General features: G+C 45.7%; 21 protein-coding genes and 1 pseudogene. 14 read left to right on the forward strand and 8 right to left on the reverse strand.

Annotation, left to right across the window (positions count from 1 at the left end; translation table 11 throughout):
- Positions 1–380 precede the first annotated feature (380 nt).
- Together AABK39_RS05060 and AABK39_RS05065 are read left to right on the forward strand one after the other, a co-directional pair.
- Positions 381–971, forward strand: coding sequence for a hypothetical protein (locus AABK39_RS05060; RefSeq protein ID WP_338393828.1), 591 nt, complete (start codon positions 381–383; stop codon positions 969–971).
- A gap of 140 nt (positions 972–1,111) precedes the next feature.
- Positions 1,112–2,245: a 6-bladed beta-propeller gene (locus AABK39_RS05065; protein ID WP_338393829.1), complete on the forward strand. Its 1,134-nt coding sequence runs from the start codon at positions 1,112–1,114 to the stop codon at positions 2,243–2,245.
- A gap of 237 nt (positions 2,246–2,482) precedes the next feature.
- Here AABK39_RS05065 and AABK39_RS05070 read toward each other — a convergent pair whose 3' ends face one another.
- Positions 2,483–3,406 (reverse strand): IS982 family transposase, encoded by a 924-nt coding sequence (locus tag AABK39_RS05070; protein ID WP_338393830.1) that lies wholly within the window; start codon positions 3,404–3,406, stop codon positions 2,483–2,485.
- Positions 3,407–3,576: 170 nt separating this feature from the next.
- Between AABK39_RS05070 and AABK39_RS05075 the strand changes: the two genes are divergently transcribed.
- Positions 3,577–4,251 (forward strand): 6-bladed beta-propeller, encoded by a 675-nt coding sequence (locus AABK39_RS05075; RefSeq protein ID WP_338393831.1) that lies wholly within the window; start codon positions 3,577–3,579, stop codon positions 4,249–4,251.
- Here the strand turns inward: AABK39_RS05075 and AABK39_RS05080 are convergent.
- Positions 4,171–4,996 (reverse strand): annotated as a pseudogene (locus tag AABK39_RS05080) (IS5 family transposase). The gene AABK39_RS05075 and the pseudogene AABK39_RS05080 sit on opposite strands and share 81 nt — an antisense overlap.
- Positions 4,997–5,326: 330 nt before the next feature.
- Here AABK39_RS05080 and AABK39_RS05085 point away from each other — a divergent pair.
- Positions 5,327–6,016, forward strand: coding sequence for a hypothetical protein (locus AABK39_RS05085; protein WP_338393832.1), 690 nt, complete (start codon positions 5,327–5,329; stop codon positions 6,014–6,016).
- Between the two features lie 110 nt (positions 6,017–6,126).
- Here the strand turns inward: AABK39_RS05085 and AABK39_RS05090 are convergent, their stop codons facing one another.
- Positions 6,127–7,296 (reverse strand): 6-bladed beta-propeller, encoded by a 1,170-nt coding sequence (locus AABK39_RS05090; RefSeq protein WP_338393833.1) that lies wholly within the window; start codon positions 7,294–7,296, stop codon positions 6,127–6,129.
- Positions 7,297–7,848: 552 nt separating this feature from the next.
- On the opposite strand from AABK39_RS05090, the gene AABK39_RS05095 reads away from it, so the two are divergent.
- Positions 7,849–9,018: a DUF4421 domain-containing protein gene (locus AABK39_RS05095; protein ID WP_338393834.1), complete on the forward strand. Its 1,170-nt coding sequence runs from the start codon at positions 7,849–7,851 to the stop codon at positions 9,016–9,018.
- A gap of 107 nt (positions 9,019–9,125) precedes the next feature.
- On the opposite strand, the gene hemE is transcribed toward AABK39_RS05095, so the two are convergent.
- The 3 genes from hemE to AABK39_RS05110 all read right to left on the reverse strand — a co-directional run bounded on the left by hemE (position 9,126) and on the right by AABK39_RS05110 (position 11,320).
- Complete coding sequence (gene hemE, locus AABK39_RS05100; protein ID WP_338393835.1) at positions 9,126–10,166, reverse strand: uroporphyrinogen decarboxylase; 1,041 nt, start codon at positions 10,164–10,166, stop codon at positions 9,126–9,128.
- Positions 10,167–10,320: 154 nt separating this feature from the next.
- Positions 10,321–11,001 (reverse strand): head GIN domain-containing protein, encoded by a 681-nt coding sequence (locus AABK39_RS05105; RefSeq protein WP_338393836.1) that lies wholly within the window; start codon positions 10,999–11,001, stop codon positions 10,321–10,323.
- Between the two features lie 175 nt (positions 11,002–11,176).
- Entirely contained in the window at positions 11,177–11,320 is a 144-nt protein-coding gene (locus AABK39_RS05110) for a hypothetical protein (RefSeq protein ID WP_338393837.1), read from the reverse strand.
- Between the two features lie 269 nt (positions 11,321–11,589).
- Between AABK39_RS05110 and hisS the strand changes: the two genes are divergently transcribed.
- Entirely contained in the window at positions 11,590–12,960 is a 1,371-nt protein-coding gene (hisS, locus tag AABK39_RS05115; protein WP_338393838.1) for a histidine--tRNA ligase, read from the forward strand.
- Positions 12,961–13,348: 388 nt separating this feature from the next.
- Here the strand turns inward: hisS and AABK39_RS05120 are convergent, their stop codons facing one another.
- Positions 13,349–14,065 (reverse strand): pyridoxine 5'-phosphate synthase, encoded by a 717-nt coding sequence (locus AABK39_RS05120; protein ID WP_338393839.1) that lies wholly within the window; start codon positions 14,063–14,065, stop codon positions 13,349–13,351.
- A gap of 163 nt (positions 14,066–14,228) precedes the next feature.
- Here AABK39_RS05120 and AABK39_RS05125 point away from each other — a divergent pair, with 163 nt between their 5' ends.
- The 5 genes from AABK39_RS05125 (at position 14,229) to AABK39_RS05145 (ending at position 17,464) form a co-directional block, all read left to right on the forward strand.
- On the forward strand, positions 14,229–14,678 hold the full coding sequence (locus AABK39_RS05125) for a GatB/YqeY domain-containing protein (protein WP_338393840.1): 450 nt from the start codon (positions 14,229–14,231) through the stop codon (positions 14,676–14,678).
- 216 nt (positions 14,679–14,894) lie between these two features.
- Entirely contained in the window at positions 14,895–15,422 is a 528-nt protein-coding gene (locus AABK39_RS05130; protein WP_338393841.1) for a CvpA family protein, read from the forward strand.
- On the forward strand, positions 15,419–15,985 hold the full coding sequence (locus tag AABK39_RS05135) for an anthranilate synthase component II (protein ID WP_338393842.1): 567 nt from the start codon (positions 15,419–15,421) through the stop codon (positions 15,983–15,985). The genes AABK39_RS05130 and AABK39_RS05135 overlap by 4 nt, the downstream gene beginning before the upstream one ends.
- Positions 15,986–16,036: 51 nt before the next feature.
- Positions 16,037–16,795, forward strand: coding sequence for an alpha/beta fold hydrolase (locus tag AABK39_RS05140; protein WP_338393843.1), 759 nt, complete (start codon positions 16,037–16,039; stop codon positions 16,793–16,795).
- Between the two features lie 3 nt (positions 16,796–16,798).
- Positions 16,799–17,464, forward strand: a complete 666-nt coding sequence (locus tag AABK39_RS05145) for a CBS domain-containing protein (RefSeq protein WP_338393844.1) — start codon at positions 16,799–16,801, stop codon at positions 17,462–17,464.
- 115 nt (positions 17,465–17,579) lie between these two features.
- Here the strand turns inward: AABK39_RS05145 and AABK39_RS05150 are convergent, their stop codons facing one another.
- Positions 17,580–18,149, reverse strand: a complete 570-nt coding sequence (locus tag AABK39_RS05150) for a glutathione peroxidase (protein ID WP_338393845.1) — start codon at positions 18,147–18,149, stop codon at positions 17,580–17,582.
- 144 nt (positions 18,150–18,293) lie between these two features.
- Here AABK39_RS05150 and AABK39_RS05155 point away from each other — a divergent pair, with 144 nt between their 5' ends.
- The 3 genes from AABK39_RS05155 to AABK39_RS05165 all read left to right on the forward strand — a co-directional run bounded on the left by AABK39_RS05155 (position 18,294) and on the right by AABK39_RS05165 (position 22,520).
- Entirely contained in the window at positions 18,294–20,189 is a 1,896-nt protein-coding gene (locus AABK39_RS05155) for a hypothetical protein (RefSeq protein ID WP_338393846.1), read from the forward strand.
- 59 nt (positions 20,190–20,248) lie between these two features.
- On the forward strand, positions 20,249–21,346 hold the full coding sequence (locus tag AABK39_RS05160; protein WP_338393847.1) for an Ldh family oxidoreductase: 1,098 nt from the start codon (positions 20,249–20,251) through the stop codon (positions 21,344–21,346).
- A 259-nt stretch (positions 21,347–21,605) separates the two neighbouring features.
- Complete coding sequence (locus AABK39_RS05165; protein WP_338393848.1) at positions 21,606–22,520, forward strand: DMT family transporter; 915 nt, start codon at positions 21,606–21,608, stop codon at positions 22,518–22,520.
- Positions 22,521–22,692 lie beyond the last annotated feature (172 nt).

Here is a 22,692-nt window from a genome sequence, read left to right on the forward strand (position 1 = left end):
CAGCTTGTGAAATTTATAAATGCGTGCTTTTTCGAGGTCTAATTACATCAAAAAGAGCCCTCGGGGACTTAAAAAATATGACCAGAAACGTGTAAAAACTGACATGGAAGACCCTGGAGGGGGATTTTTTATAGTTTTGGCCGTTAGCTCCCTTTTGTTTGGGGGAATTATTTTAGGTAGTCGGGGGTTGGCCATTAATTGTGAGCAAATGCAATTTTGGGAATTGATTGCGGATGGTGCTTTTTGATAGGGATTCTTCGTAAGCGAGAGCTAAAAGGGAAGATGTTTTTTATTAAAACTTTAACTGATATTGTAGGGGTTGTGTAGAATGATCTATATAACTACATTGGTAGTTGTTGTTCCGTTTTAATCTAATTGATATGAGACGTAAGAGTTTTTACTTGATCTGCGTGATGCTTGGTGCTCTGTGTTTTGGCGGTTGTTCTTCCGAAGTTGAGAAAGGAGTAGGACAAGCGAGTAAGCCGGTAGTCGGCAAACCTTGTGTTATGAGATTGATTCGGCCATATTCAAGGATAACCAATTTTGAACCCATTGTAGTGACGACCGATACGTTGCATGATAAGCGTAGGGTAGAAATGTTAGGGTGGGAGCCAGACAGTGTCCGGAAAGTACAGCATGACGGATCTAAGCTTGTATATATCCCCCATCAAATAAGCATGGATACTGATACAATTATGTGGTATTGGGGAGAGGAATGTAAGTTGCTGGAAAAGAAAACCTTTGAGGTGGACAGAAAGCGATATACGGTTTTAAAGTATCGGCAATTTGCGGGACTTCACATGAAGATGAATCTTTTTTTCTGTAAGGAATTCGGGCTGTTGAGTATCTATAATTTTGATCCGAATAGTTATAATGTGTTTGAATACGAGGATAAAAACTCCAGAGCGTTAATGGCATTGTTGTTTTTAGACCGTTCCGGTTTTTTTGATGAGGGGTGGGCTGGGTGGTGATATTGTCTGGGTTTTTAATGAAATATGGCTATTGTTTAGAGTTTTTTTCTTAAAAGCACATTTCTATAAAATTGAATTATTATTTTAATTTCTGATAATGATTTTTTTAGTTAACACCTTTTTGATTTAAATATTATAGCATGATTTTGAGAATTTTTACATTATTAGCTTTTGTGTCGTTTTTTTGCTCGTGTACTTCTAATAAGAAGAAAAGTCCAGATGACAATAGCTTGAAAGTGATAACGCTCGACCCAAGTGCACCCCAAAAAAATTGTAAACTTTCAGGTATTACAGACAGTGTTAAGGTTATTAAACTGGAGAACAAAGAGGAAGCGTTATTAGGGCGGTATCCTCAGTTGCGTCATATTGATAATCAGTTTGCAGTTTTTTCGGAGGGGGAACAGGATGTGGTTTTAGTTTTTGATTTGGAAGGTAAGCATCTTTTTACCATTGCGGACAAAGGAGAAGGGCCAAAGGAATATAGAAGCATAGAAAAGGTTTCTGTTCAAAATCAGAAGATTTATATCGTTAGTTCCGAAAAAGTTCTTGTCTATGATTTTAAGGGAAAACAGGTTGCTGTTCGCTATCATGGAAGAAGAGGGGGCGATTGGCAAATACTTTCGGAGAATTCGTGGGCATTCTTTCCTTACCAAAACTATTATAGCTCTAACAGAAAGGGAGTTTTATTTTTTGATTCAGCATTTAACCTGCTGAAAACAGAGGCCAGTAAGAGTTCGGAGGTATTGGACAAAAGTTATAATATATCGATGCATACGAGTGTCCAACCAAAACGATTTGGCGATGAATGGATTTACCAGGGATTATTTACGGATACACTTTATCATTTGACTTCACAGGGCAGTAAACCATTTGCGTTGATAAAGAGTACGGTCCCGCAAAGAGGCTTGTTGGCAAGTGTTGATCTAGGAGAGAGAAAAAAGGCGACGGCTAGGGGAGAAATGACTCGACCGTTTTGGAGTTTTGGTGATCGATATTGTGCCGTTAATTATGTGGTAAAGAACGAAAGGATTTATTCCTTAATAGATTTTCAAACAGGGGAAGTTTTGTTTCATACAAATTGGAAGTCGAGTTTGGATAAGTTCGGTTTGATAAATGACGCGCTGAAAGGGGCTTTCTTCTGGCCGGATTATTTGGAGAAAGATAGGATGGCTTGCCTTTATTCTCTGGAAAAGTTGAGCGATAAACAATGTGAGGAGTTAGGAGTGGAGCTGGAGGACAACTCAGTTCTGGTGGTCGCATACCTGAAAAAGTAACTTTAAGTTTTTTGTTGGTGAATAATAAAGGTTGTCACGAATTTCAATCATCCCTCTTATTCGAGTCGACAGAACTGATACAACTTCAGGCCATACAAAATCATTCGTGATAACGCCTAATAAAAACAGGAGCAATTAAATGCGTAGGGCGAAAGGTTTTAAGTGCTAGCAAGAAGTGTTTTAGGTTGAAGAAAAATAATGCATTCCTATTTCTAACGTGAACTTGGAATCGAAATATTAGATTAGTTCAATCGTCATCTTCCTATCCCACTTCCCCAGCTTCTTGGGGAATTTAGGGCATTCAGGTGTTTTGTCAAGGAAAGTATAAGCGAGTAACGCGGCTATTGTGTTGATTAGAAACCCTTTGACGCTTCTGTGCCTTGAGTGTTCAATCTGGCAAACATGTTTGAGGATATCGAACGCCGATTCGATTAGCCCCCTGTGCTTCAAATAGTGTTTTTGCTCTTCGGCAAGCATTTCTTTGGGCCTCATTTTACTCCTGAGCTTTGTGACCAAGGTTAGGCCTTTGCCCCTGAGTTCGTCCCTGAGTTTGGAAATATACCCTTTGTCCCCATAGAGGAACCCTTGCAGGTCTTTGGTGAGTGACCTGAGCATTTTGTGGTTGTTGTCCGATACATTTCCCGAAGATATCCTGACGACGACCAGCTGTCCGTATTCGTTTATGACGGCATGGAGCTTAAACCCGAAGAACCATCCCATCGAGCTCTTGCCACGTTTGGCGATTCCGGCGAAAACCCTGTGTTGTTTTATTCTTTTGTTGTGGCACACGGCCAGAGGTTTGGAGTCCACGTAATTGTGGCCTGTCCGGGGAGACAGCCTGACGGCCTGCATAAAAAGCGTCATGGGAGCGAAAACCCGGTTTGAGGCGGTAAGGAAAGTGGTGTAGTCCGGCAGGTCCGGAAAGTAGCTTCTCAGGTAAACCATAAGCACGTTGTTGTAGTACCACTTGAAACACCGGATGCCGGAGAGGTGAAAGAATATCAAAACCGTCATGATTTCACTGTCACTCATCGTCGCGGGCCTACCGGATTTCTTCTGGTTTCCGATTCCTTTCTCCTTGTGGTACTCGTCCAATCGTTTGCAGAAATCGTCGGAAGCGATGAAAATTTCAGTTAATTTGAGAGTGTCCAGAACGGTCATGTCCAGTTGTGTTTATTCGGTTTGTACAAAAACACAAATAAACAAATACTCAAACATTGATCTTTCTGGACGATCCCTTCTTTACCTGACTGTATTTGAGTCGGTTAAATTCCAAGCTCACGTTATTTCTAATAAATCGGAGGTAGGAATGCTCTATAAAAATAATAAATATGAGATTGGTTTTATTTCTATTTCCCGTTCTGGTATTTCTGTCTTGTCAAGTAGATAGAAATAATGAGAAGCAATCTGGATCTTCTATGAAAGTGCTGAAGGGGCGAGTTGGTGAAAATATTGATTCAAATATAAAAATTGATTCGGGTACGTTTGAGGTCGTGAAGCTAAAGGGGGTAAGCGATTATTTATCAGAATTTGATGAGTTTAAAGTTAGGAAAGGGAATTTCTATGGATTGGCATCTGAGAAGATATATTGTTTTAATGACCAAGGGGTATTTAAGTTTAAGATAGATAAGATGGGAAAGGGACCTGGTGAATATCTCTCTATTAAGGATTTTCATGTTGATGAGGATGGACAAATAGCAATACTAGATCATCAGGCAAACAAAATCGCTAAATACGATCAATATGGGCAATTTGTGGATGAAATATTTATTGGAATATCAGGTTTTACATTTGGTCGTATTGATAAAGATTTATGGGCGATATATGTTATGTCATCTATCTCGAATAAAACGTCAAGTAGACTGAATATCTTTTCGGAAAGTAAAAATAAAATTGTTGGGGATAAGTTTAAGATTAAAAAGAACTCATCTCGACTTTTTTCTTTTCATGATCTTTCGAAGACCAATTACAATGAAAGAGAGATAATTAAGCCCTTCCCAGCTTGATACGGTAGTATCGAAACGGTTAAGCAAAGATCTATAACTGTCCATCCAGGCGTTGGTCCTTTCTATGGAATAGCGCTCCTGATACAGTTGGTCGTCCAGAATATCGAAATGGTCAGAGGCCTTATTCCTCTCATTCTTAGGGATATTCACGTTAATCCCGTACCGGAAAGCCACCGTCCGAAGCCTCTCTCCGTCAAATCCGGCGTCGGCATTGAGAAACAGGCCGTCCACGCTGATTCCGGCTTCGTTAAGAGTCTTGACAATCGTTTCAACCGAGTTCTCAATGTTATACATGTCATTATGGTTACCCGCCTCCGGACGGGACATCGCCAACGGGATGCCCTGCCTGTCTGTCAGGTAAATGGCGTTCGTCGTCTTGGCTTTTTTCCGCCCTTGGTATCCCACCATCTCTCCACCCCGCAGAGCCTTGGCGTGGCTTCCGTCAAGATCGGCGCTGGAGAGGTCCAGAAATCCCGAATATTTCAGTAAAATCCTTGTCCAGGCCCTTTTCCAGTCACCGAGTACGCTCCACTGCCTAAAGCGCTTATGGACAGTTTTATAAAGGTTTTCCCGTAAAGAACATGCACATGGGAAGCATATGCCATTGAACGCCGGTCTTGAGCTTGTACAAGATACAATTGACTATCTCACTCAGGTCAGCGAGGCTAACAAACCCTCTTTTTGCGACCGTGAGATGAGGCAAAATTTCGTTCACTATCGTATCTTTGGGGAGTACTTGGTACATCTGGTACACGGAAGGTTGCGGTTTTGGTGTTTGGTAGACTCAAATACCCGCAACCTTTTTCTATTTTTTCATGATCCAGATGGCTTGGTTTCAAAAGTCGAGATGAGTTCATTGTCGTTATGTGCTTGTTTCTAGCGTCTGTTAGACTTTTTTTCTTCCAGTTGCTTTAGTTGGATACAATTTTCTATCTCTGAAAGATATTTTTAGAAAAGAATGGAATAGCCGTTTGTAAGTGGGGAGTATCTTTTTCCCTTTTTAAAGATGGTTAATTCGATTCAAATGATTTATTTAGTTTTTGAATTTTTGTTGTATTAATATAATGAGTTTTCGATGAAGCAAATTTATCTTTTAGCCTTTTCGTTTTTTTTGTTGTCAACAGTAGGATTCGCCCAAAAAAAGAAGATTGACTTGAATCAGCTTATTCGGGAAACCCAAGTCAATATGACCCAAGGGAAGAATGTTGCGCTGGCATGGTGGATGCCTCAGGAGTTTTGGGAATTCTCATTTAGAAGTAATGAAGCTATAACAGAGTCCCAAATAGAAGAAATGATGGGATATGTGCGTCCATATAATGTGTTTGTAGTGTTAAAAGGGGAGATAGGTCCGTTAGGTAATCTAACTAACACTGTCAGCCCTGAGGAGATGGCGGAAAGTATGGTTTTGAAAAATATGGTAGATGGAAGCGAGTACAAGGTTTTGGGCGAAGGGGAGTTTGACGCCAACTTGCAAACGTTTTTATCGATGATGAAACCCATGTTTAAAAATATGCTTGGAAAACTGGGAGAGAATATGAACTTCTATGTTTTCCAAGGGCTGGAAGGGGACGGAAGCAGGGTCATGGACCCAACTCGGAAGGGAAAGTTCAGAATGGCTTTTATGGGAAAAAAAGCTCATTGGGAATTTCCATTGGCAACTTTTTCAGCGCCGAAGGAATGTCCGGTGGACAAAAAGGAAATGAACGGAACTTGGAACTATTGCCCGTGGCACGGTAAAAAGCTTGAAGAAATCGCCGTGCAATAATGCATTTCTATCCGTTCACGGTGTTTTAGTGTTAAGGGAAATATTAAACGAGGTTATTCCATTAAGAATAACCTCGTTTTTATTTTTTAGGATATAAGTTATCTCAGGCTTTATATCCATTTACCGGAAAAAATAACTGGATTATCATCCTCGCTCACTTTATCCTGAAGGTTTTTTACCCATTCCATTTCCTTTTTGGGCAGTTCGTTTTTCTCAATAATCTTATCCAATTTGTTTTTTAGATCGATAGCGTTTACTGAACAATAGAAAACGCCTCTGTCAAGATTCATCAGGCGCTTACCTAACGGTATCCCGTACGTATCATAGGTGAATTTTTTTATTTCTACAGTTTCATTTTTTTTCTTGTCGTAGAGATAAGAGGCGTCACCGGCTGTCATTATGGCCCCAAATGCTTCTTTAACTTTCGAAAGTGTTAGGTATGTGTATTTTTCCGATGTGTGCGTGCAATTCATAAAGCTGACAATAAATCCTTCATCGATAAAGGTGGTATCCTTGCCTTGGATCTGCAATACAGGATCCCTTCGTTTTTTGTCCAGCCTGTACATTGGCTCTGATTGATTCGTCAAGAGTAGAAGGTGTTCATCGTCCGCTTTTTTAAGAGTTGGTTTGTTAAAGGACTTGGGCCATAGCTCTTTTGCAATTGGTTTTCGCTTATAGCCGTCAATGATTCTTCCGGAATGGCTAAGGGAAAAATATTCATAGCCAGAGCTTTTGTACTTGTTCGGAGCAATCACTAAAGTGGTGTCATTGACGGAAGCCATATTGAATATATCACTGCAATGCTCTATAGGAATATTAATGTCTTTTTCGAATTCACCTGTTTCCAGATTGAACTTGCAGATATAGTTGTTTTTAAAACCATTGTAAAATAAGTGTTTCTCGTGGTCGTCCACGGCCCAACTCATTACCATTTGGCTGAATTCTCTTGGCCCTTTTCCGCTTCGGGTGATTGTGCGGATAAACTTTCCGTTTGAGTCGAATTGCAGAATATTTTTTCTAGTGACTGAGATAATATATTTCTTCCCGACAAAGCCTCTAAAGTAGCGCATAAGAGACTCTTCCTCAGAACTCAAACGTATAACCCGAATGTCTTTGGCGATTTGGCTTAATGGAATAGGTTTGGACTCGAATTCTTGATTCAAGTCTATGGTTATCATTTCTTGGGCGGAGGCTGGTTCTTTGCTTTGGTTTTTGTCACCGCAAGCCGAAAGCAAAGCGATAAAAATCGAGACGAGAATAAGACGGAGTATTGATTTCATTTAAAAAGCTATTTGTTGGAAAAAGTAAAAGGCTAAAATAGCTTAAAAAATTTATATAATAACTTCTATTTAGAGTCTATATTTCCAGTAATAAGAAGTATAGACTCGTTTTTGTCTAAGTATAGAGTTGAAAAATAAGAATTGCTGTTTTTTCCATAGATTGATTCACGATAGCTTTCAAGTCAAGCTGACCGTATTATGTTGGACGATGGAGCAATGAAGCTTCGGATTTTCTCGCAATAAACGCTTTGATAGCAGGTTTGGCTGATAGAAACTGACCAGAAACTGATATATTCCGACCATTTCCCGTTTTTGTATTTTGTCTTGGGCGAATTTCTCGGGAGAGTTTATTGACCCTCTCGGTTTAATTGTCAGCGGTCGGGATGCGAATCGTATTTTTCGGTGAAATTGATAGGAATAAGTTTTCATTTTTTGATTTGGCTCCGAAAATTCAGGATCAGGATAAACCGTTTCGCACCAAAATTCAGTGTTTGACCCTGATGTAATGAGTTTTACGCTGACTAATTGGCGCTTGGGCCTTATATTTATAGAATGTTCTCAAATGAAACCCCAGTGGCTTTGATCGGAGCGGAACTTCTGATGAGGAAGTATTGGAAAAAAACGGGAAAGTCAATTCTGTTCGGACTTATGTTATTGGCTGTCTTGGCCTTGAATAACTTGGCGGTAGCGCAAAGTCAACACGTCTTTCTGGACAGCTCGTACGTAGTGAATTATCGGGATCTTTTTTCCGTAAAACTTTACGGTATTGTAAGGTCCAATACTTGGAATCTGAAATTCGAAGATCAGCTTGGTAAGGAAACTGAACTGAAATACTCGACGAATAGTAACGTGAACTTTGGCGCCGGTTTCAGCTACCGGCATACGTCGGTGAGTTATGCGTTTAACCTGCCGATCATCAACAATGACAATGATCGTTACGGAAAAACCCGGGGGATAGATCTGCAGGCGAGCACTTACGCAAAGCGTTATTTCTTTGATGTTTACTTTTCCAGCCTGAGGGGAATGTATATGGAGAACCCGAAAGAGGGAGTATTCAGCGAATTGCAGGGGCAACCCGAAATTTATAAGTTTCCCAATATGCGTTCGCGGTTTGTCGGTGGCGATTTTGTTTATGTTTTCAATCCGAAAAAGTACTCTTTGCGTTCGTCTTTTCTTGGTGACGAGCGCCAGATGAAAAGCACGGGCTCGTTTTTGCTGGGAGTTTCGGCTTCTTACTCTTTTCTGGATAACGGAGACGAATCGATTTTGCCTCCCGTGGTCAGGGACACGCTTGGTGATCAGCTTGACGGCCAGCGATTGAAAATGATTAACGCCGGGATTTCTGTGGGATACGGTTATAATTTGGTGATAGGCAAACGATTTTTCTTCAGTTTGGCCCTTTTGCCGGGTATCAATTATCGCAAAACGGTTTTTACGCCGATGGATGACGACGTGCCTTTGGAGAAGACGAATTCATTGGGAATTTACGCATTGATGCGGGCGGGAATGGGCTATAATGGCAAGCATCTGTATATGGGAGTCACCGCCATGTCACGGCGACAGGGAGCGCCGGGTGCCGATGGGCTTTATGATACGCAGGTCAGCAACCAGAGTAGTACGATCAATTTCTTTGTGGGAAGAAGGTTTCGTTGGAATTGGCTGGACGAAAAAGCCGATAAGCTGGCTAAGTATAAAATCCCCAGGCTGTTCCTGAAAAAATAAAGGCGACAGAACCGAAGCCCAATCGCCTTTAAGAATGCCAGAGTAAAGTTACAGATATTCGAACCAAGTACTCTTTACACTTTACTGTTTACTCTGTACTATATAAATCAGCGCATTTTCGCACTGTATTCTTTCACGGTATCGATAAAGCATTTCACTTTCTCAGGGTCGATATCCGGGTATAAACCGTGGCCGAGGTTGGCGATGTGTTTTTCGGATCCGAATGCGTCAAGCATTTTCTCCGTAGATTTTTTCACTTCTTCAAACGAACCGTAAAGCGCGCACGGGTCCAGGTTGCCTTGAAGTGTTTTGTCCGCTCCTACAAGTTTTCGCGATTCTGCGATATCCATGTTCCAGTCCAAGCCAACGGTGTTGCAGTTGAGCTTGCCCATTTCGGCACGGGCGAAGAATGCGCCTTTTGCGAAAACGGTCACAGGAACCCTAGGCATGAGCGCGTCACAGATTTTCGAGATATAAGGCAGAGCGAAAGTGTTGAACTGCTCAGGGGAAAGGATTCCGGCCCAAGAGTCGAAAATCTGTACCATATCGGCGCCGGCGTCTACCTGAGCGTGAAGGTACTTGATGGTGCTTTCGGTAATCATGTCCAGAAGCTTGTGCGAAAGCGTTGGCTCGGTATAGAGCATACGTTTTGCCTTGGAGAAAGTCTTGCTTCCCGCCCCTTCGATCATATAAGAGAAAATGGTCCAAGGCGCACCGGCAAAACCGATAAGCGGAACACGGCCGTTGAGTTCTTTCTTCGTGATTTTGATAGCCTCAAGCACGTAATTGAGGTCGGTTTCGGGATCCGCCACCCGGATCTTTTTCAAATCGGCTTCCGAACTGATGGTCTCCGGGAACCAAGGACCGCGTTTTTCAACCATTTCGTAGGGCAGTCCCATCGCTTCCGGAATCACCAAGATGTCGGAAAAAATGATGGCGGCATCCACACCCAAGATGTCAACGGGCTGGATGGTCACCTCGGCGGCGAGTTCCGGCGTTTGGGCCAGCTCGATAAATCCGCTGACGCTGGCGCGTACGGCTCGGTACTCAGGAAGAATTCTGCCCGCTTGGCGCATAAGCCATACGGGAGTGCGTTCGGTTTTCTCGCCTTTTGCGGCACGAAGTATCAGATCGTTTTGTAGTTTCATATGTGTCAGTCAGTAGCGGAATGCTAAACGGCGCATACGCCGCGCCGAGGCGCAAAGTTACGAAGAATCAAGCAAAGGCCGAAACGGAGGTTTCCGGCAAGAAAAAGCCCGTTCCGGAAAGGGAACGGGCCGTGAATGTTTTTGTTGGCTGTATCTATTGTTGGTTGATTGTTCCGCCAACCGATTTTTTGGTGTCCAGCTTCTTTGGGTTGCCCTTGTAGTTCACTATTCCGCCGGTGTAGGCGCGGGCTTCCAAAACTTCGAGTGGCTGTACGTCTACGTGTCCGCCGGTATTGGCTTTTACGTAAGCCTCTTTTGCCTTGAGGTGGTAAGTGTCTATCACTCCGCCTGATCCGGCTGTGGCTTTCAGGTTGTTGGCTGATCCCTTGAGCGATATTTCGCCCCCGCTTGATGCGCTGGCGGTGATAAAGTCGGCTGTTACCGGAATCTCGATACGGGCGCCGGCGCCGGCTTCCACTGTCAGGTTGTCGACTTCCATTGTGCCGTTAGATACAATTTTGCCTCCGGCCGAAGCGCTGAGTTCCTGCAAGTCGGTGTACGTTACGTAAGCGTCCACTTTTATGTCGCGGTACACTTTAGTGCGGAGCTTTATCTTCAGTTCGTTGTTTTTCACTTCAGTCACTACGTCTTGGGTAGTGATGTTGTCGTTGGTCTTGATCCTTACGGAGATTTTCGACCCTTTCACCAGGTGAACTTTCACTTTATTGAACACGCGGATTTTGGAAAAAGAGCTGACAGGACGGTCCACGTCGTGCTGGGCTGATGCGGTAAAGGCCAAAAACAATAAGGCTATGAAAAAAGCTGTGTGTTTCATGTCGAATTTTTTTTGAAAATACGGCGATCACTTTCCAATTTCAAGATTGGCGGGAAAAAATGTGGTTTCGTCGGCCGTTATGGGGGTGTGCGGAAATACTGGGCACAAAAAAAGCAAAGCGGTAAAAGCTTTGCTCTCTCGGCCCGAAGGCCTGTAATTTTCTCGAAAGTATCGATTATGAAGCGAATTGTTTCTTCAATTCCTCGATGTCAACTTTCTTGATTACCGGAGTGAAGCCGTTAACCTTGAAAGAAGTAGCTCTTCTTCTAGCTCTGCCCTTGAGGCGAGAAGCTTTTTTGTTCAAGCTTGTAGATGCCATGATTCTAGTTTCTTTGATTCAGTTCTTAAACAGTCCGCAAATTTAAACGATCGCCGGACAATTATGAAACAAACGGGCGATTATTTGCCGGAGGATTAGGCCTTTGTCTTCCGAATATTCTCCGACAACGGATCGCCTTTCGGCTTGTTTTTGTATTTTTGCAACTCGTTTGGGAGCGCGTGTGTTGCGTGGCCCGACGAATTTGACCGAAGAATCATAAGTGTGGGGTTTGGATGCGAGTCTAGGCCCATTATAAATAGAATATCCAGATGGCAAAGCAAAAACCGAGTATCCCGAAAGGAACCAGAGATTTTGGACCCGACAAAATGGTGCGCAGAAACCATATTTTTAATACGATCCGCAGTGTTTTCGGGCATTTCGGCTTTATGCCCCTGGAAACGCCCTCAATGGAAAACCTTAATACGCTGACAGGAAAATATGGCGACGAGGGTGACCAGTTGTTGTACAAGGTGCTTAATTCGGGAGATTATCTGAAGGATGCGAAACCGGAGGATATCGAGGCCGGATCAAAACACTTAGCGACAAAGATTTGCGACCGCGGATTGCGTTACGACCTTACGGTTCCTTTCGCCCGTTACGTGGTGATGAACCGTAACGAGCTGACTTTCCCGTTCAAGCGCTACCAGATCCAGCCGGTATGGCGCGCCGACCGTCCGCAAAAGGGGCGTTATCGCGAGTTCTATCAGTGTGACGCCGATGTGGTGGGCACCGATTCGCTGATTTGCGAAGCGGAAATCGTGTTGATGATCAACGAGGTATTCTCGAATTTGGACATAGACGATTACGGCATCAAGCTCAACAGCCGTAAGATCCTGACGGGAATTACCGAAGTGGTGGGCGCCGAGGGCCGTGAAGGCGAATTCTGCGTGGCCATTGACAAGTTGGACAAGATCGGTGAAGAGAAAGTGCTTGACGAGCTTCGTTCGCGCGGATTCGGAGAGGATTCTGTAGAGAAGATCAAACCTCTGTTCCATATCTCGGGAACCAACGAGGAGCGTATCGCCAGCATGAAGGAGTTTTTGGCCGAGTCCGAAACTGGCCTGAAAGGCATCGCCGAGATTGAGGACACTTTCGCTTACCTGAAAGACTTTGGTTTGGAGAACGACCACGTTGATTTTGACATCACTTTGGCCCGTGGGCTCTCTTATTATACGGGCGCAATCTTCGAAGTGAAAGTAAACAATGTGAAGATCGGTAGCGTAAGCGGTGGCGGACGTTATGACAACCTCACCGGCGTGTTCGGTTTGGATGGCGTTTCCGGCGTGGGCATCTCTTTCGGCATCGATCGTATTTACGATGTGATGGAAGAGCTTGATCTGTTCCCTAAAGACCGTTTGGAAACCACCCAGGTGATGATCGTCAATTTTGACAAAACCGCCGAGAGATATTCTTTGGGCGTTTTGGCCAAGTTGCGCGCGCAAGGAATCAGCGCCGAGATCTTCCCGGAATCGGCCAAGTTGAAGAAGCAGATGAACTACGCTAACAAGAAAGGCATTCCGTACGTGTTGCTGATTGGCTCTGACGAAATGGAGTCTGGCCAACTGACAATGAAAGACATGCGCGAGGGCGAGCAGACAAAGCTTGATTTGGATGGGATCATCGAAAAGGTGAAAGCCTGATCGGTTTAGAAAATAGCGTTCTGGTATTTCCGGATTTTGAGCCCGTATTCGATTAATCTTTTACGGGCTTTTTTGTGCTGGGAAAATAAAAAAAGCGCCCCGAAACCGGGGCGCTCCCAAACCATGTGTTTTGAACGAATCCTCTATGAGTGCAAAAGTAAAAGAAAGTGTAGTTACATTAACAAATCTCGATGCATTAAAATTTCAATTCATTAAGAACTCCCGGTCATGTGATGCAAAAAAAAGGTAAAGTTCAATTAGTGAAGCCGTGATTTTCACAAACCTCAACTTGCTTGTTTGTTTCCGTCCTTGATTTTTACCTTGTTTTTCGCTTTTTTAGCTTCCTTTTGCGCTTTCTGATTATAGGCGTTCGCTACAAATGCCGCATTTATACGTCCAGTTCCCTAAGATACATCTGGATAGTGTTCTCCAAACCGAAATACAAAGCGTCGGAAATCAGCGCGTGACCGATCGATACCTCGTCAAGATTAGGGATGCGCTCTTTCAGGTAGCGGAGATTGTTCAGGTCCAAGTCGTGTCCGGCGTTGATGCCCAATCCGAGTTCTTTTGCCTTTTCGGCCGCCTCCACGTATGGCTTCACCGCAGCTTCTCTGTCAGCTTCGTATCCGTCGGCGTAAGGCTCGGTGTACAGTTCCACACGGTCGGCCCCGATTTTGGCGGCGCCTTCCACCATTACAGGATCCGGATCCACGAAAATAGAAACGCGCGCTCCGGCGGCTTGAAGCCTCTTGGTGATTCCTTTCAGAAGCTCGGCGTTGGCAACAGTGTCCCAGCCGGCGTTTGAGGTGATGGCGTCCGGGGCGTCGGGCACCAGCGTGGCTTGCGCCGGTTTGGTCTCTTCGACGATTTTCATGTAGCGTTCGTCCGGATATCCTTCGATGTTAAACTCCGTGGTGACGATCTCGAACAAATCGTAGCAATCTTTTTTCGTGATATGCCTTTCGTCCGGGCGCGGGTGGACGGTGATGCCTTGTCCGCCGAAACGCTCGCAGTCTTTGGCTACCTGCACCACGTTCGGGTTGTCGTGTCCGCGCGAATTGCGGAGCGTCGCCACTTTGTTGATATTAACGCTCAGTTTAGTCATGGGGAGTCAGTTTTTGTAATTTTGCGACCCGAAGGCCGGGGAATCGTCCGTTTCTGTTTTTTTTTCGATTTTCCCGCCAGTTTATTGGCCTTTCGGCCTCAATTTACAATTTAGATCGCTATTTTATCAACAAAGCAAAGTCAAAACCAAATCAGTAAAAGAAATGAGCCTTAAAAACAGGATTGACCAGGATATTAAGAGTGCGATGCGCGAAAAGCGTAAAGACGATTTGAGGACGCTCAGGGCGATTAAGTCGATGATCCTGTTGGCAGAAACGGAAAAAGGTGCCGGCGAAGGCCTTAGCGAGGACAAGGAAATGGCCTTGCTTACCAAAGCGGCCAAGCAACGCCGGGAATCGGCCGACATTTATACCAAAGAAGGCCGTCAGGACCTTGCCGACAAGGAATTGGTGGAGCTTGAGGTAATCGAGCGCTACTTGCCCGAGCAACTCGACGAGGAAACGCTTAAGGCGGAATTGCAGGCGATTATCGAGCAGGTAGGAGCCCAAGGCCCGAAAGATATGGGTAAAGTGATGGGTGTGGCCACCAAGAAATTCGCCGGCCGTGCCGACGGAAAAGTGGTTGCCGCTACCGTAAAAGCTTTGCTGGCCTAACAGCGGATTTTATTGGCCCGCGACATTTGCTTTGCGGGTCGTATTTTTTTGACCTGTAAGATGGAGAGAATAAACTCTGTAGGTATTTGGTGTCAAGTATTGGGCCTTAGGTATTCAATGGGTGAATATATCGAGGACTAAATACCTAAGACCTGATACCAAATACTTAAAACCAAACCGCCGGTTTGCCGGGAGTTATTCTTTGAGTGATCCAATATGAAAATCATCGATATTATTTTGATTCTGACCGTGCTGTTCGGTGTTTACCGGGGCTATTCCCGCGGTATTATCACGGAACTGGTTTCGTTGCTGGGCTTGTTTTTGGCTATTGTCGGAGCGTTTGTGTTGTTGGAAAAAGGCACGGACATATTGTCCAAGTATTGGGAGGCTTCAACGGAAGTGGTCCCTTACGTGGCATTTGTAATTATTTTCGTCGCTATTATTCTGGCGACAAACCTGACCAGCAAAGCGCTGAAAACTTTGCTGGACAAGACGTTTTTGGGTTCCGTAGACAAAGGCATCGGAGCTGTGGTGGGAGGATTGAAGTGGGTGTTCGGAGTCAGCGTATTGCTGTGGATTCTCAATAACGCCGGATTGGAAGAAAAGTCTTGGGCCAAAGATAGTCTGGTTTACCCGCAGGTTTCGGCTTTGGCTCCGGCCGCGGTGGAGGGCATTAAGCCGGTTTGGCCGTACGTCACGGAGACGTTTGACGATTTTAAGAAAATAATCAAGAAAGTTAAGTGATTCTGGTTATAGACAATTACGATTCGTTTACGTATAACTTGGTGGATTATCTGGAACAGTCTGGAGCGAGGTGTAAAGTGCTTCGCAACGATTGTTCTCTGGAAACTATGAAAGGCGATTATGACGGGGTAGTACTGTCACCCGGTCCTGGGAAGCCTTCTGATGCCGGAGGTCTGATGGAGGCCGTCGATTATTTCCATAACCGCCTTCCGGTACTCGGCATTTGTCTTGGCCACCAAGCCTTGGGCGAATACTTCGGCGCAAGCGTCGAAAAGGCGATAAAGCCAATGCACGGCAAGCCTTCGGTAATCCGGCATGTCGGTGGGCCGATGTTCGATGGAATTCCCGAAAAATTTGAAGTAATTCGCTATCATTCACTGGTTTTGAAGGAATTGCCTGACTCAATGACTGTTACGGCTACTACGGCTGAAGATGAAATTATGGCTGTTTCCCATAAGTCGTTGCCATTGAATGGTTTGCAGTTTCATCCCGAAGCGGCGCTTACTGAGCACGGTCTCAGATTGCTAAGCAACTGGTTGTCTCACTACTGTAAGAGTCGTTGATAAATTGTCATATTTCGCTTATTTTGCGAGCTTAACGGAAGCGCTTTTATTATGGGAATAGAAATAAAAGAAGCGGGAAACTACCGCTACATAGATCAGGGCGAAGGAGAGGCTTTGGTGCTTTTGCACGGTCTTTTCGGCGCGTTGAGTAACTGGGGGAGCGTGGTCAATAAGTTTGGTCAGCGTTACAGAATCATTGTCCCGATGATGCCTATCTACGATATGCCTTTGAGGAAAGCCGGCCTTGAGACGCTGGTGAAATTCATCGAGGGTTTTGTGGAAATGATGGACCTTGACAAGTTTACCGTAATCGGAAACTCGTTGGGTGGGCACGTGGGGCTTATGTATACGCTCAAGCACCCCGAGCGGGTAAAGGCCATGGCCCTGACCGGAAGCTCAGGCCTGTTCGAAAACGCCCTGGGAGGCTCTTTTCCCAAGCGCGGAAGTTACGAATACATCAAAGAAAGGGTCGAATACACATTCTTTGACCCTAAAGTGGCTACCAAGGAATATGTGGACGAGGTGTTCAACATTACCAAAAGTATCCCGAAATGCATGAATATTGTGGCTATAGCCAAATCGGCCCAACGCCATAACCTCTCCAAGGAGATTCCGAACATAACCTGTCCCACCTTGTTAATTTGGGGACTGAACGACACTATTACGCCCCCGGCCGTAGCGCATGAGTTCAACCATTTGTTACCGAATTCCACGCTAAGGTTTATCGACAAATGTTGCCACGCTCCGATGATGGAAAGGCCGGATGACTTTAACAGTCACCTTGACGAATTTCTTGAGAAAACACTCTAGCCTATGATTGCCGAAGAACTTATAAACTACGCGATTCCCCCTCTGAAACCGAAAGACAGCTCGCAGATGGCCCTTTTATGGATGGAGGAAATGCGGGTTCATGAGTTGCCGGTAATTGAGAAAAAGGAATTCAAGGGCATGATCTCCGAACAGTTGATTCTGGAGAACAATGACTTGGCGGCCAGCGTTGGCGATTACAACCTCGTGGCGAAAGATTGCGCCGTGGGGATGAACCAACACCTTTACGATATTATCCGCCTAGCCACGGGCAACGAGGTGGATATGGTGGCCGTAATGGGTGACAAAGGCAGTTTTATGGGGGTGGTTACGCTCCGTCAAGCCGTAAAAGCTTTGGCAGGAAGTTCCGCCATCCAGCGTCCGGGAGGTATCGTGATTCTTTCGATGAAAGCTATCGACTATTCCTTGGCGGAATTGGCCCGGATTATCGAAGCGGAAAGCACGAAGATTCTGAGCGTGCACGCTCACGAAGATCCGGAAACACCGCATATGCTGTCGGTAACCCTGAAGCTTGACCGTTCGGAGCTGAGTCATATAGTGGCCACATTGGAGCGCTTCAAATATGATGTGGTAGGGCGTTTTGAAGAGGAACGCAAACACTATAACGAAAAAGACAGAATCGATTTGCTGTTAAGGTATCTGGATATTTAATCGAAGGTCGATAAAACGAAAAACTCCCCGTCGGAAAGTCCGGCGGGGAGTTTTTCGTTAAGGCACATTCATCAGTATAGTACCTAATATCTGATACTGTATACCAAATACTGGATTAAATAGCCTGAAGAATTTCGTCCGACATAGGCTTGATCTTGGAGCCGTAAACCTTTACCAGCTCGCCTTTTTCGTTGACCAAGAATTTGGTGAAGTTCCAGGAGGGGCCTTCGTTGTTCCAGCCGTTTTGATTTTTGTCGGATAACCACTTAAACAGCGGGTGCGCGTTGTCGCCTTTTACGTCGATTTTAGCGAACATCTGGAAATCCACACCGTAGTTTTTCTGGCAGAACTCCGCGATTTCGGTGTTGCTTCCGGGTTCCTGCGCCCCAAAGTTGTTGGAAGGAAATCCCAAAATAACCAGTTTGTCGCCGTGCGCTTTGTGGAGTTTTTGGAGCCCCTCGTACTGGTAAGTGAATCCGCATTTTGAGGCGGTGTTTACTATAAGCACTTTTTTGCCTTTGAGGCTGGCGAATTCCAGCTTTTTGCCGTCAATGGTTTCGGCGCTGAAATCGTGGAAAGTTTTTGTGCCTTTTTGTGCCTCTTCCGGCTTCGACGCTTTCTTGTTTAATCCGCATGCGCTAAACAAAACGGTTAGGGCCAAGAGAATTTTAGTAATGCTTTTCATTGGTTTGTTATGTTTCGAAGGTTGCGCCTCCGTAAGTTGTTGGGATTTTTACGGTCTGTGGCGAATAGCCGGACAAACCGGAAGTGCCTATGTATTGTTGCAAAGTAGGCGCCTACTTACCGGAATTACGGCCTTGAGTTTTCCATGTTTCGTAAACCAGAACAAAAAAATCCCAAAACTAGAAAAACGGCTGTCGGTTCCGGAGGAGCGGGAGTGTTGCCGCCTGTCCAATGTTATCATATCGTAGAGCCCGAACGTTACCGGGCGGGACCGTCCGGAGCGGAATTTTCCTCCCAACAATGGTTTGGGGATAGATATACGAAATCGAAATTAACTTTTTCAGGTAGAGATCTTTATGGCGAAGGTCACTTTCAGGACCAACGGACTGCCGAATCCCTTGTGGCTAGCGAACGACCAAAGAAACCGAGGCTAAAAGTCTCCGATGCTGGCGATTTGGCTATTGAGGAAACTTACGCTTCGTTCGTTTTTTATGCTTCCGAAGAAAAAATAGAGGAGAGTAACGATGCGCTAAGCGCCAGAAAAGCGAAAATCAGATTGGTGAAAAGACCTTTTTCAGTGATTGTTCCGGATAGGGAAGGGATAGAGAGTGAGCTTTTTTTGGTGGAAATCTGTTTTGACGGCGATCAGTTCGAAGCGGTGGGGGAGTCTGACGAATGTATCTTTTTTATGCACGAGACACTCAATATCCCGTATGGAAAACACTTGAACGCCAGATTGAATTTTCCCGGGGATTCGGAAGTGGAAGAGCCGTTTAACAGCGCCGAAAGCGCCGACCGGGTAGCGCACAAAATTTTTACGGTGATGTCGAGAAAGGGTGCGCTATATCCCTCCCGGGCATTGCCGAGTTACAATGTCACCGACGAGGCCTTGCGGGAAGGTCAAGCGCCCGTGGTGAAAAGAGATTTTGAAAAGTTGCCGGAAGCGGTGTACGAACGGCAAAGCGAACATTTGGGAATAAACCGCTTCGCCGATCCGGAACTTTGCGAAGGACTTACGACCTACTCCGGTCCGGCTTACGAGCGTGGCGTTTTTATGGAAGAAAGGGCGGAGTGTTCGGATTTCGAAAGCTTTTTTGACCGATCGATGAAAATGGGGACGGCGAAAAACCGGGCGGAGCATATTTACTTTCCTTGGCACTTTCAGTTTGCGGGCGTGATAGCCAAAAGCGGTGACGATATTATCACTTTGGAAAATGTCCATCAATACTCCGAAATGATGTCGAAGTTCAGCATTGAGTTTTATCATCTATATAAGAAAGACAGGGCTTTTGGGGAAATGGTGGACGCGCTGGGCCGGGGGAATTCGGGATTGAATATCCGTAAGTTTTCGGGGACGGTGTTTGAGTATCTTGAGAGGCTTGTTCCGTATATGTTGGACCGTTGTGCTCTTCGGGCCGATACCAGTACGAAGTTGGCGTCGATGTGGGCGCGGAAAAAGAGCCTTTGTGCCATTCCGCCAAACCAGCTTTTCTTTATGAATATGTTCAGCCGAAAGCCGGGACAGACTTTTCATGATTTATATGAGCACCAAATAGCGTCGCCGTCAGTGACTTTGGTGGTTCGGGATTCGGAAAAAGCGTGGAGAGCGGAATTCGAAAGGGAAATTCTGGACCTTAAACGAAAGGCGATGGAGGCTTACAGGGTGCCGGGCTTGGATGCCGGGCCACTGAATGGTCTCTTGGTTGGTAAACAAGAGGACTTGAATGTTTTGTTTGAAAGGCATTTGGAGCTGTTGGGAAAAGAAACCGTATCCGATGAAATGGCCGAAATCCGGGATTCCCTTAAATCTGCTTTGGGCCTGAGTGTGCGGACCCAGATACTTCGTATTAACGAATTTTTGAATACGAAATATCCGGGAGCGTTCAAATCATACGCTTCGGTATTGCATGCCGATTACAGGACAATATTTGGACTGACCAATGCGTTGGCCAGAGGGCGCAGGCTAAAACCGGACGGTAACTTATTGGCCCAAACCAGAGACTATTTGCAAAGGCTGATGGACCTTGCGGGGCTGTGGTGAAGTTGGTTTTCCTGCCTTTCATGCGTAAATTTGCGGTTTGCGCTTAGATATAGAACAGTATGAGCTTACATAAATATACTTACGAGACGCTCAAGGACTTTACCCGCGAGGTGTTTTTGAGAATGGGTAGCAGTGAGGATGACGCCGAATTGGCAGCCGATGTTTTGCTTGGTGCCGACTTGCGCGGAGTGGATTCGCACGGTGTGGCTAGGCTGATCGGCTACGTTCGCCTGTGGGAAGCCGGAAGGGTAAACCCGACGCCGAAGGTAAAGATCGTTCACGAAACTCCGAGCACGGCCACCGTGGACGGAGATTCGGGCCTTGGCCTTGTAGTGGCGCCGAAAGCCATGCGTATCGCCATGGAAAAATCCGAGAATGTAGGCTCCGGATGGGTATCGGTTAAGAATTCGAACCATTACGGAATTGCCGGACACCATGCCATGATGGCGCTGGAGCGCGATATGATCGGCTTTTCGATGACAAACGCCAGTCCTTTGGTGGCGCCTACTTTCTCTACGGAACGTATGTTGGGCACTAATCCTATCGCTATGGCGGTGCCGGCGGGCGAACAGCCTCCTTTTGTGGCCGATTTCTCTACCACCACTGCCGCCAACGGTAAGTTGGAGATCCTTCAGCGCAAGAACGAGCCCGCTCCCGACGGATGGATTCAGGACAAGGCCGGCAACGTGGAGAACAACGCCAACGGCCTGAAATCCGGTGGCGCGTTGTTGCCTTTGGGTGGCGACCGCGTGCGCTCAAGCCACAAAGGTTACTGCCTCGGCTCAATGGTGGATATTTTGTCGGCCGTATTGTCCGGCGCCAATTACGGACCTTGGGTGCCTCCGTTCGTAAGCTTCTTGCCATTGGCCGAAAATATGCCGGGCGAAGGAATCGGACATTTCCTCGGTGCCATGCGCGTGGACGCTTTCCGCCCCGTGGACGAGTTCAAACAGAATATGGATAACTGGATCGGCCGTTTTCGCGCTTGTGAAACTGTGGAAGGGCAGGAGAAAGTAATCATTCCGGGAGATCCGGAGCGTGAAATCGCCGGAATCCGTAAGACCGAAGGCATTCCGTTGCTGAAACCTGTGGTGGACGACCTTAGGGAAGTGGCCTCGAAATTTGATTTGGTATTTGGCGAAGCCGAACTGGCTTAACGAAAACATAAACCGCTGACGAAAGCGCCCGCTTCAGCCGAAGCGGGCGCTTTTTCTGTATAGGAACAGTCAAAGAATAATTTCCCTCTTTAGATTTGGGGAAGACCGTTGCATTCATCGATACAGTACCTAATTCATAAAACCTGATTCCTAAAACTGGCACTCTATTGAGCAGTAGGTTTTTAAAACATTATCGGGCAGTCTCTTTTACGCTTTACTCTTTACTTTGCACTACACTTGTTGATAGATATATTTGGGGATGCTTAAAGATTATCTCAAACTACATTTTCTGGTCTTTATCTGGGGATTCACCGCCATTTTGGGCGTGCTGATCACGATTCCCGCCGTCGAGACTGTCTTTTACCGGACTTTGGTGGCTTCGTTGGCGCTGGGCGCCTGGACTTATTGGAAAAGGGGAAGCGAACTGGCGGTAGGACGCAAGATGGCCCTGAAACTGTTGGGCACGGGCGCACTGATAGGGGTACACTGGATGCTTTTCTTCTCGGCCGCCGAGGTGGCGAACGCTTCCATTACGCTGGCTGGCGCGGCTACGTGCGCCTTTTGGACCAGTATTCTGGATCCATTGACCAACAAGCGGAAAATCCTCTGGTACGAAGTGGCCATGGGATTGGCTGTGGTGTTGGGATTGTACGTGATATTCCTGTTTGAGTTTGATCACGCTTTGGGCTTGGCATTGGCTATAGGCGCGGCATTGTTGGCCGCTGTATTTACAGTGATAAACGGACGCTTGAGTAACCACTATCACCACGGAGTGATTACGTTTTACGAACTGGCCGGAGCTTGGCTTGTCGTAACATTGTTTTTGCCCTTTTATAAAGAATATTTCGCCGAAGGCCAAGCTCTGAGGATGTCCCCCGAGGGAATGGACTGGGTTTATTTGGCCGTGTTGGCCTTGATCTGTACCGTATACGCCTACGCCGAATCGGTGGAGCTGATGAAAAGGATCACGCCTTTTGCCATGAACCTGACCGTGAATATGGAGCCTGTCTACGGAATGGTGCTGGCTATTTTTATCTTGGGCGAAAACAAGGAGCTGAATCCCGGTTTCTACATCGGTACCGGCATTATACTTTTATCTGTTTTGGCCTATCCGTTTATAAAGCGTTTCCATAAACGGAAAACCATTCACAAAGCCGTAACGCAAGAAGTCTGACCAGTTTAAGCAAAAAGGTTTTGAATGAAAAAAGCCCGTAATGATTAATCGTTACGGGCTTTTTGTCATTAGGCTAGTATGCATTCCGGCGTATTTATCTCTAAATATGGCTACAAAATTTTCTTCCATCCAAAAACGTAATGGTTATGGAAGAAAGATGAAAGCCTGAAAT

The sequence above is a fragment of the Fulvitalea axinellae genome, from assembly GCF_036492835.1.
GTDB classification, from domain to species: domain Bacteria; phylum Bacteroidota; class Bacteroidia; order Cytophagales; family Cyclobacteriaceae; genus Fulvitalea; species Fulvitalea axinellae.

Coding starts and splice junctions, on each gene's coding strand:
- AABK39_RS05125 (WP_338393840.1), top strand. CDS start 14,229: ATGAGCCTTAAAAACAGGATTGACCAGGATATTAAGAGTGCGATGCGC.
- AABK39_RS05130 (WP_338393841.1), top strand. CDS start 14,895: ATGAAAATCATCGATATTATTTTGATTCTGACCGTGCTGTTCGGTGTT.
- AABK39_RS05160 (WP_338393847.1), top strand. CDS start 20,249: ATGAGCTTACATAAATATACTTACGAGACGCTCAAGGACTTTACCCGC.
- AABK39_RS05150 (WP_338393845.1), bottom strand. CDS start 18,149: ATGAAAAGCATTACTAAAATTCTCTTGGCCCTAACCGTTTTGTTTAGC.
- AABK39_RS05065 (WP_338393829.1), top strand. CDS start 1,112: ATGATTTTGAGAATTTTTACATTATTAGCTTTTGTGTCGTTTTTTTGC.
- AABK39_RS05075 (WP_338393831.1), top strand. CDS start 3,577: ATGAGATTGGTTTTATTTCTATTTCCCGTTCTGGTATTTCTGTCTTGT.
- AABK39_RS05085 (WP_338393832.1), top strand. CDS start 5,327: ATGAAGCAAATTTATCTTTTAGCCTTTTCGTTTTTTTTGTTGTCAACA.
- AABK39_RS05120 (WP_338393839.1), bottom strand. CDS start 14,065: ATGACTAAACTGAGCGTTAATATCAACAAAGTGGCGACGCTCCGCAAT.
- AABK39_RS05060 (WP_338393828.1), top strand. CDS start 381: ATGAGACGTAAGAGTTTTTACTTGATCTGCGTGATGCTTGGTGCTCTG.
- AABK39_RS05090 (WP_338393833.1), bottom strand. CDS start 7,296: ATGAAATCAATACTCCGTCTTATTCTCGTCTCGATTTTTATCGCTTTG.
- AABK39_RS05140 (WP_338393843.1), top strand. CDS start 16,037: ATGGGAATAGAAATAAAAGAAGCGGGAAACTACCGCTACATAGATCAG.
- AABK39_RS05165 (WP_338393848.1), top strand. CDS start 21,606: ATGCTTAAAGATTATCTCAAACTACATTTTCTGGTCTTTATCTGGGGA.
- hisS (WP_338393838.1), top strand. CDS start 11,590: ATGGCAAAGCAAAAACCGAGTATCCCGAAAGGAACCAGAGATTTTGGA.
- AABK39_RS05095 (WP_338393834.1), top strand. CDS start 7,849: ATGTTCTCAAATGAAACCCCAGTGGCTTTGATCGGAGCGGAACTTCTG.
- AABK39_RS05155 (WP_338393846.1), top strand. CDS start 18,294: ATGTTTCGTAAACCAGAACAAAAAAATCCCAAAACTAGAAAAACGGCT.
- AABK39_RS05105 (WP_338393836.1), bottom strand. CDS start 11,001: ATGAAACACACAGCTTTTTTCATAGCCTTATTGTTTTTGGCCTTTACC.
- hemE (WP_338393835.1), bottom strand. CDS start 10,166: ATGAAACTACAAAACGATCTGATACTTCGTGCCGCAAAAGGCGAGAAA.
- AABK39_RS05070 (WP_338393830.1), bottom strand. CDS start 3,406: ATGACCGTTCTGGACACTCTCAAATTAACTGAAATTTTCATCGCTTCC.
- AABK39_RS05145 (WP_338393844.1), top strand. CDS start 16,799: ATGATTGCCGAAGAACTTATAAACTACGCGATTCCCCCTCTGAAACCG.
- AABK39_RS05110 (WP_338393837.1), bottom strand. CDS start 11,320: ATGGCATCTACAAGCTTGAACAAAAAAGCTTCTCGCCTCAAGGGCAGA.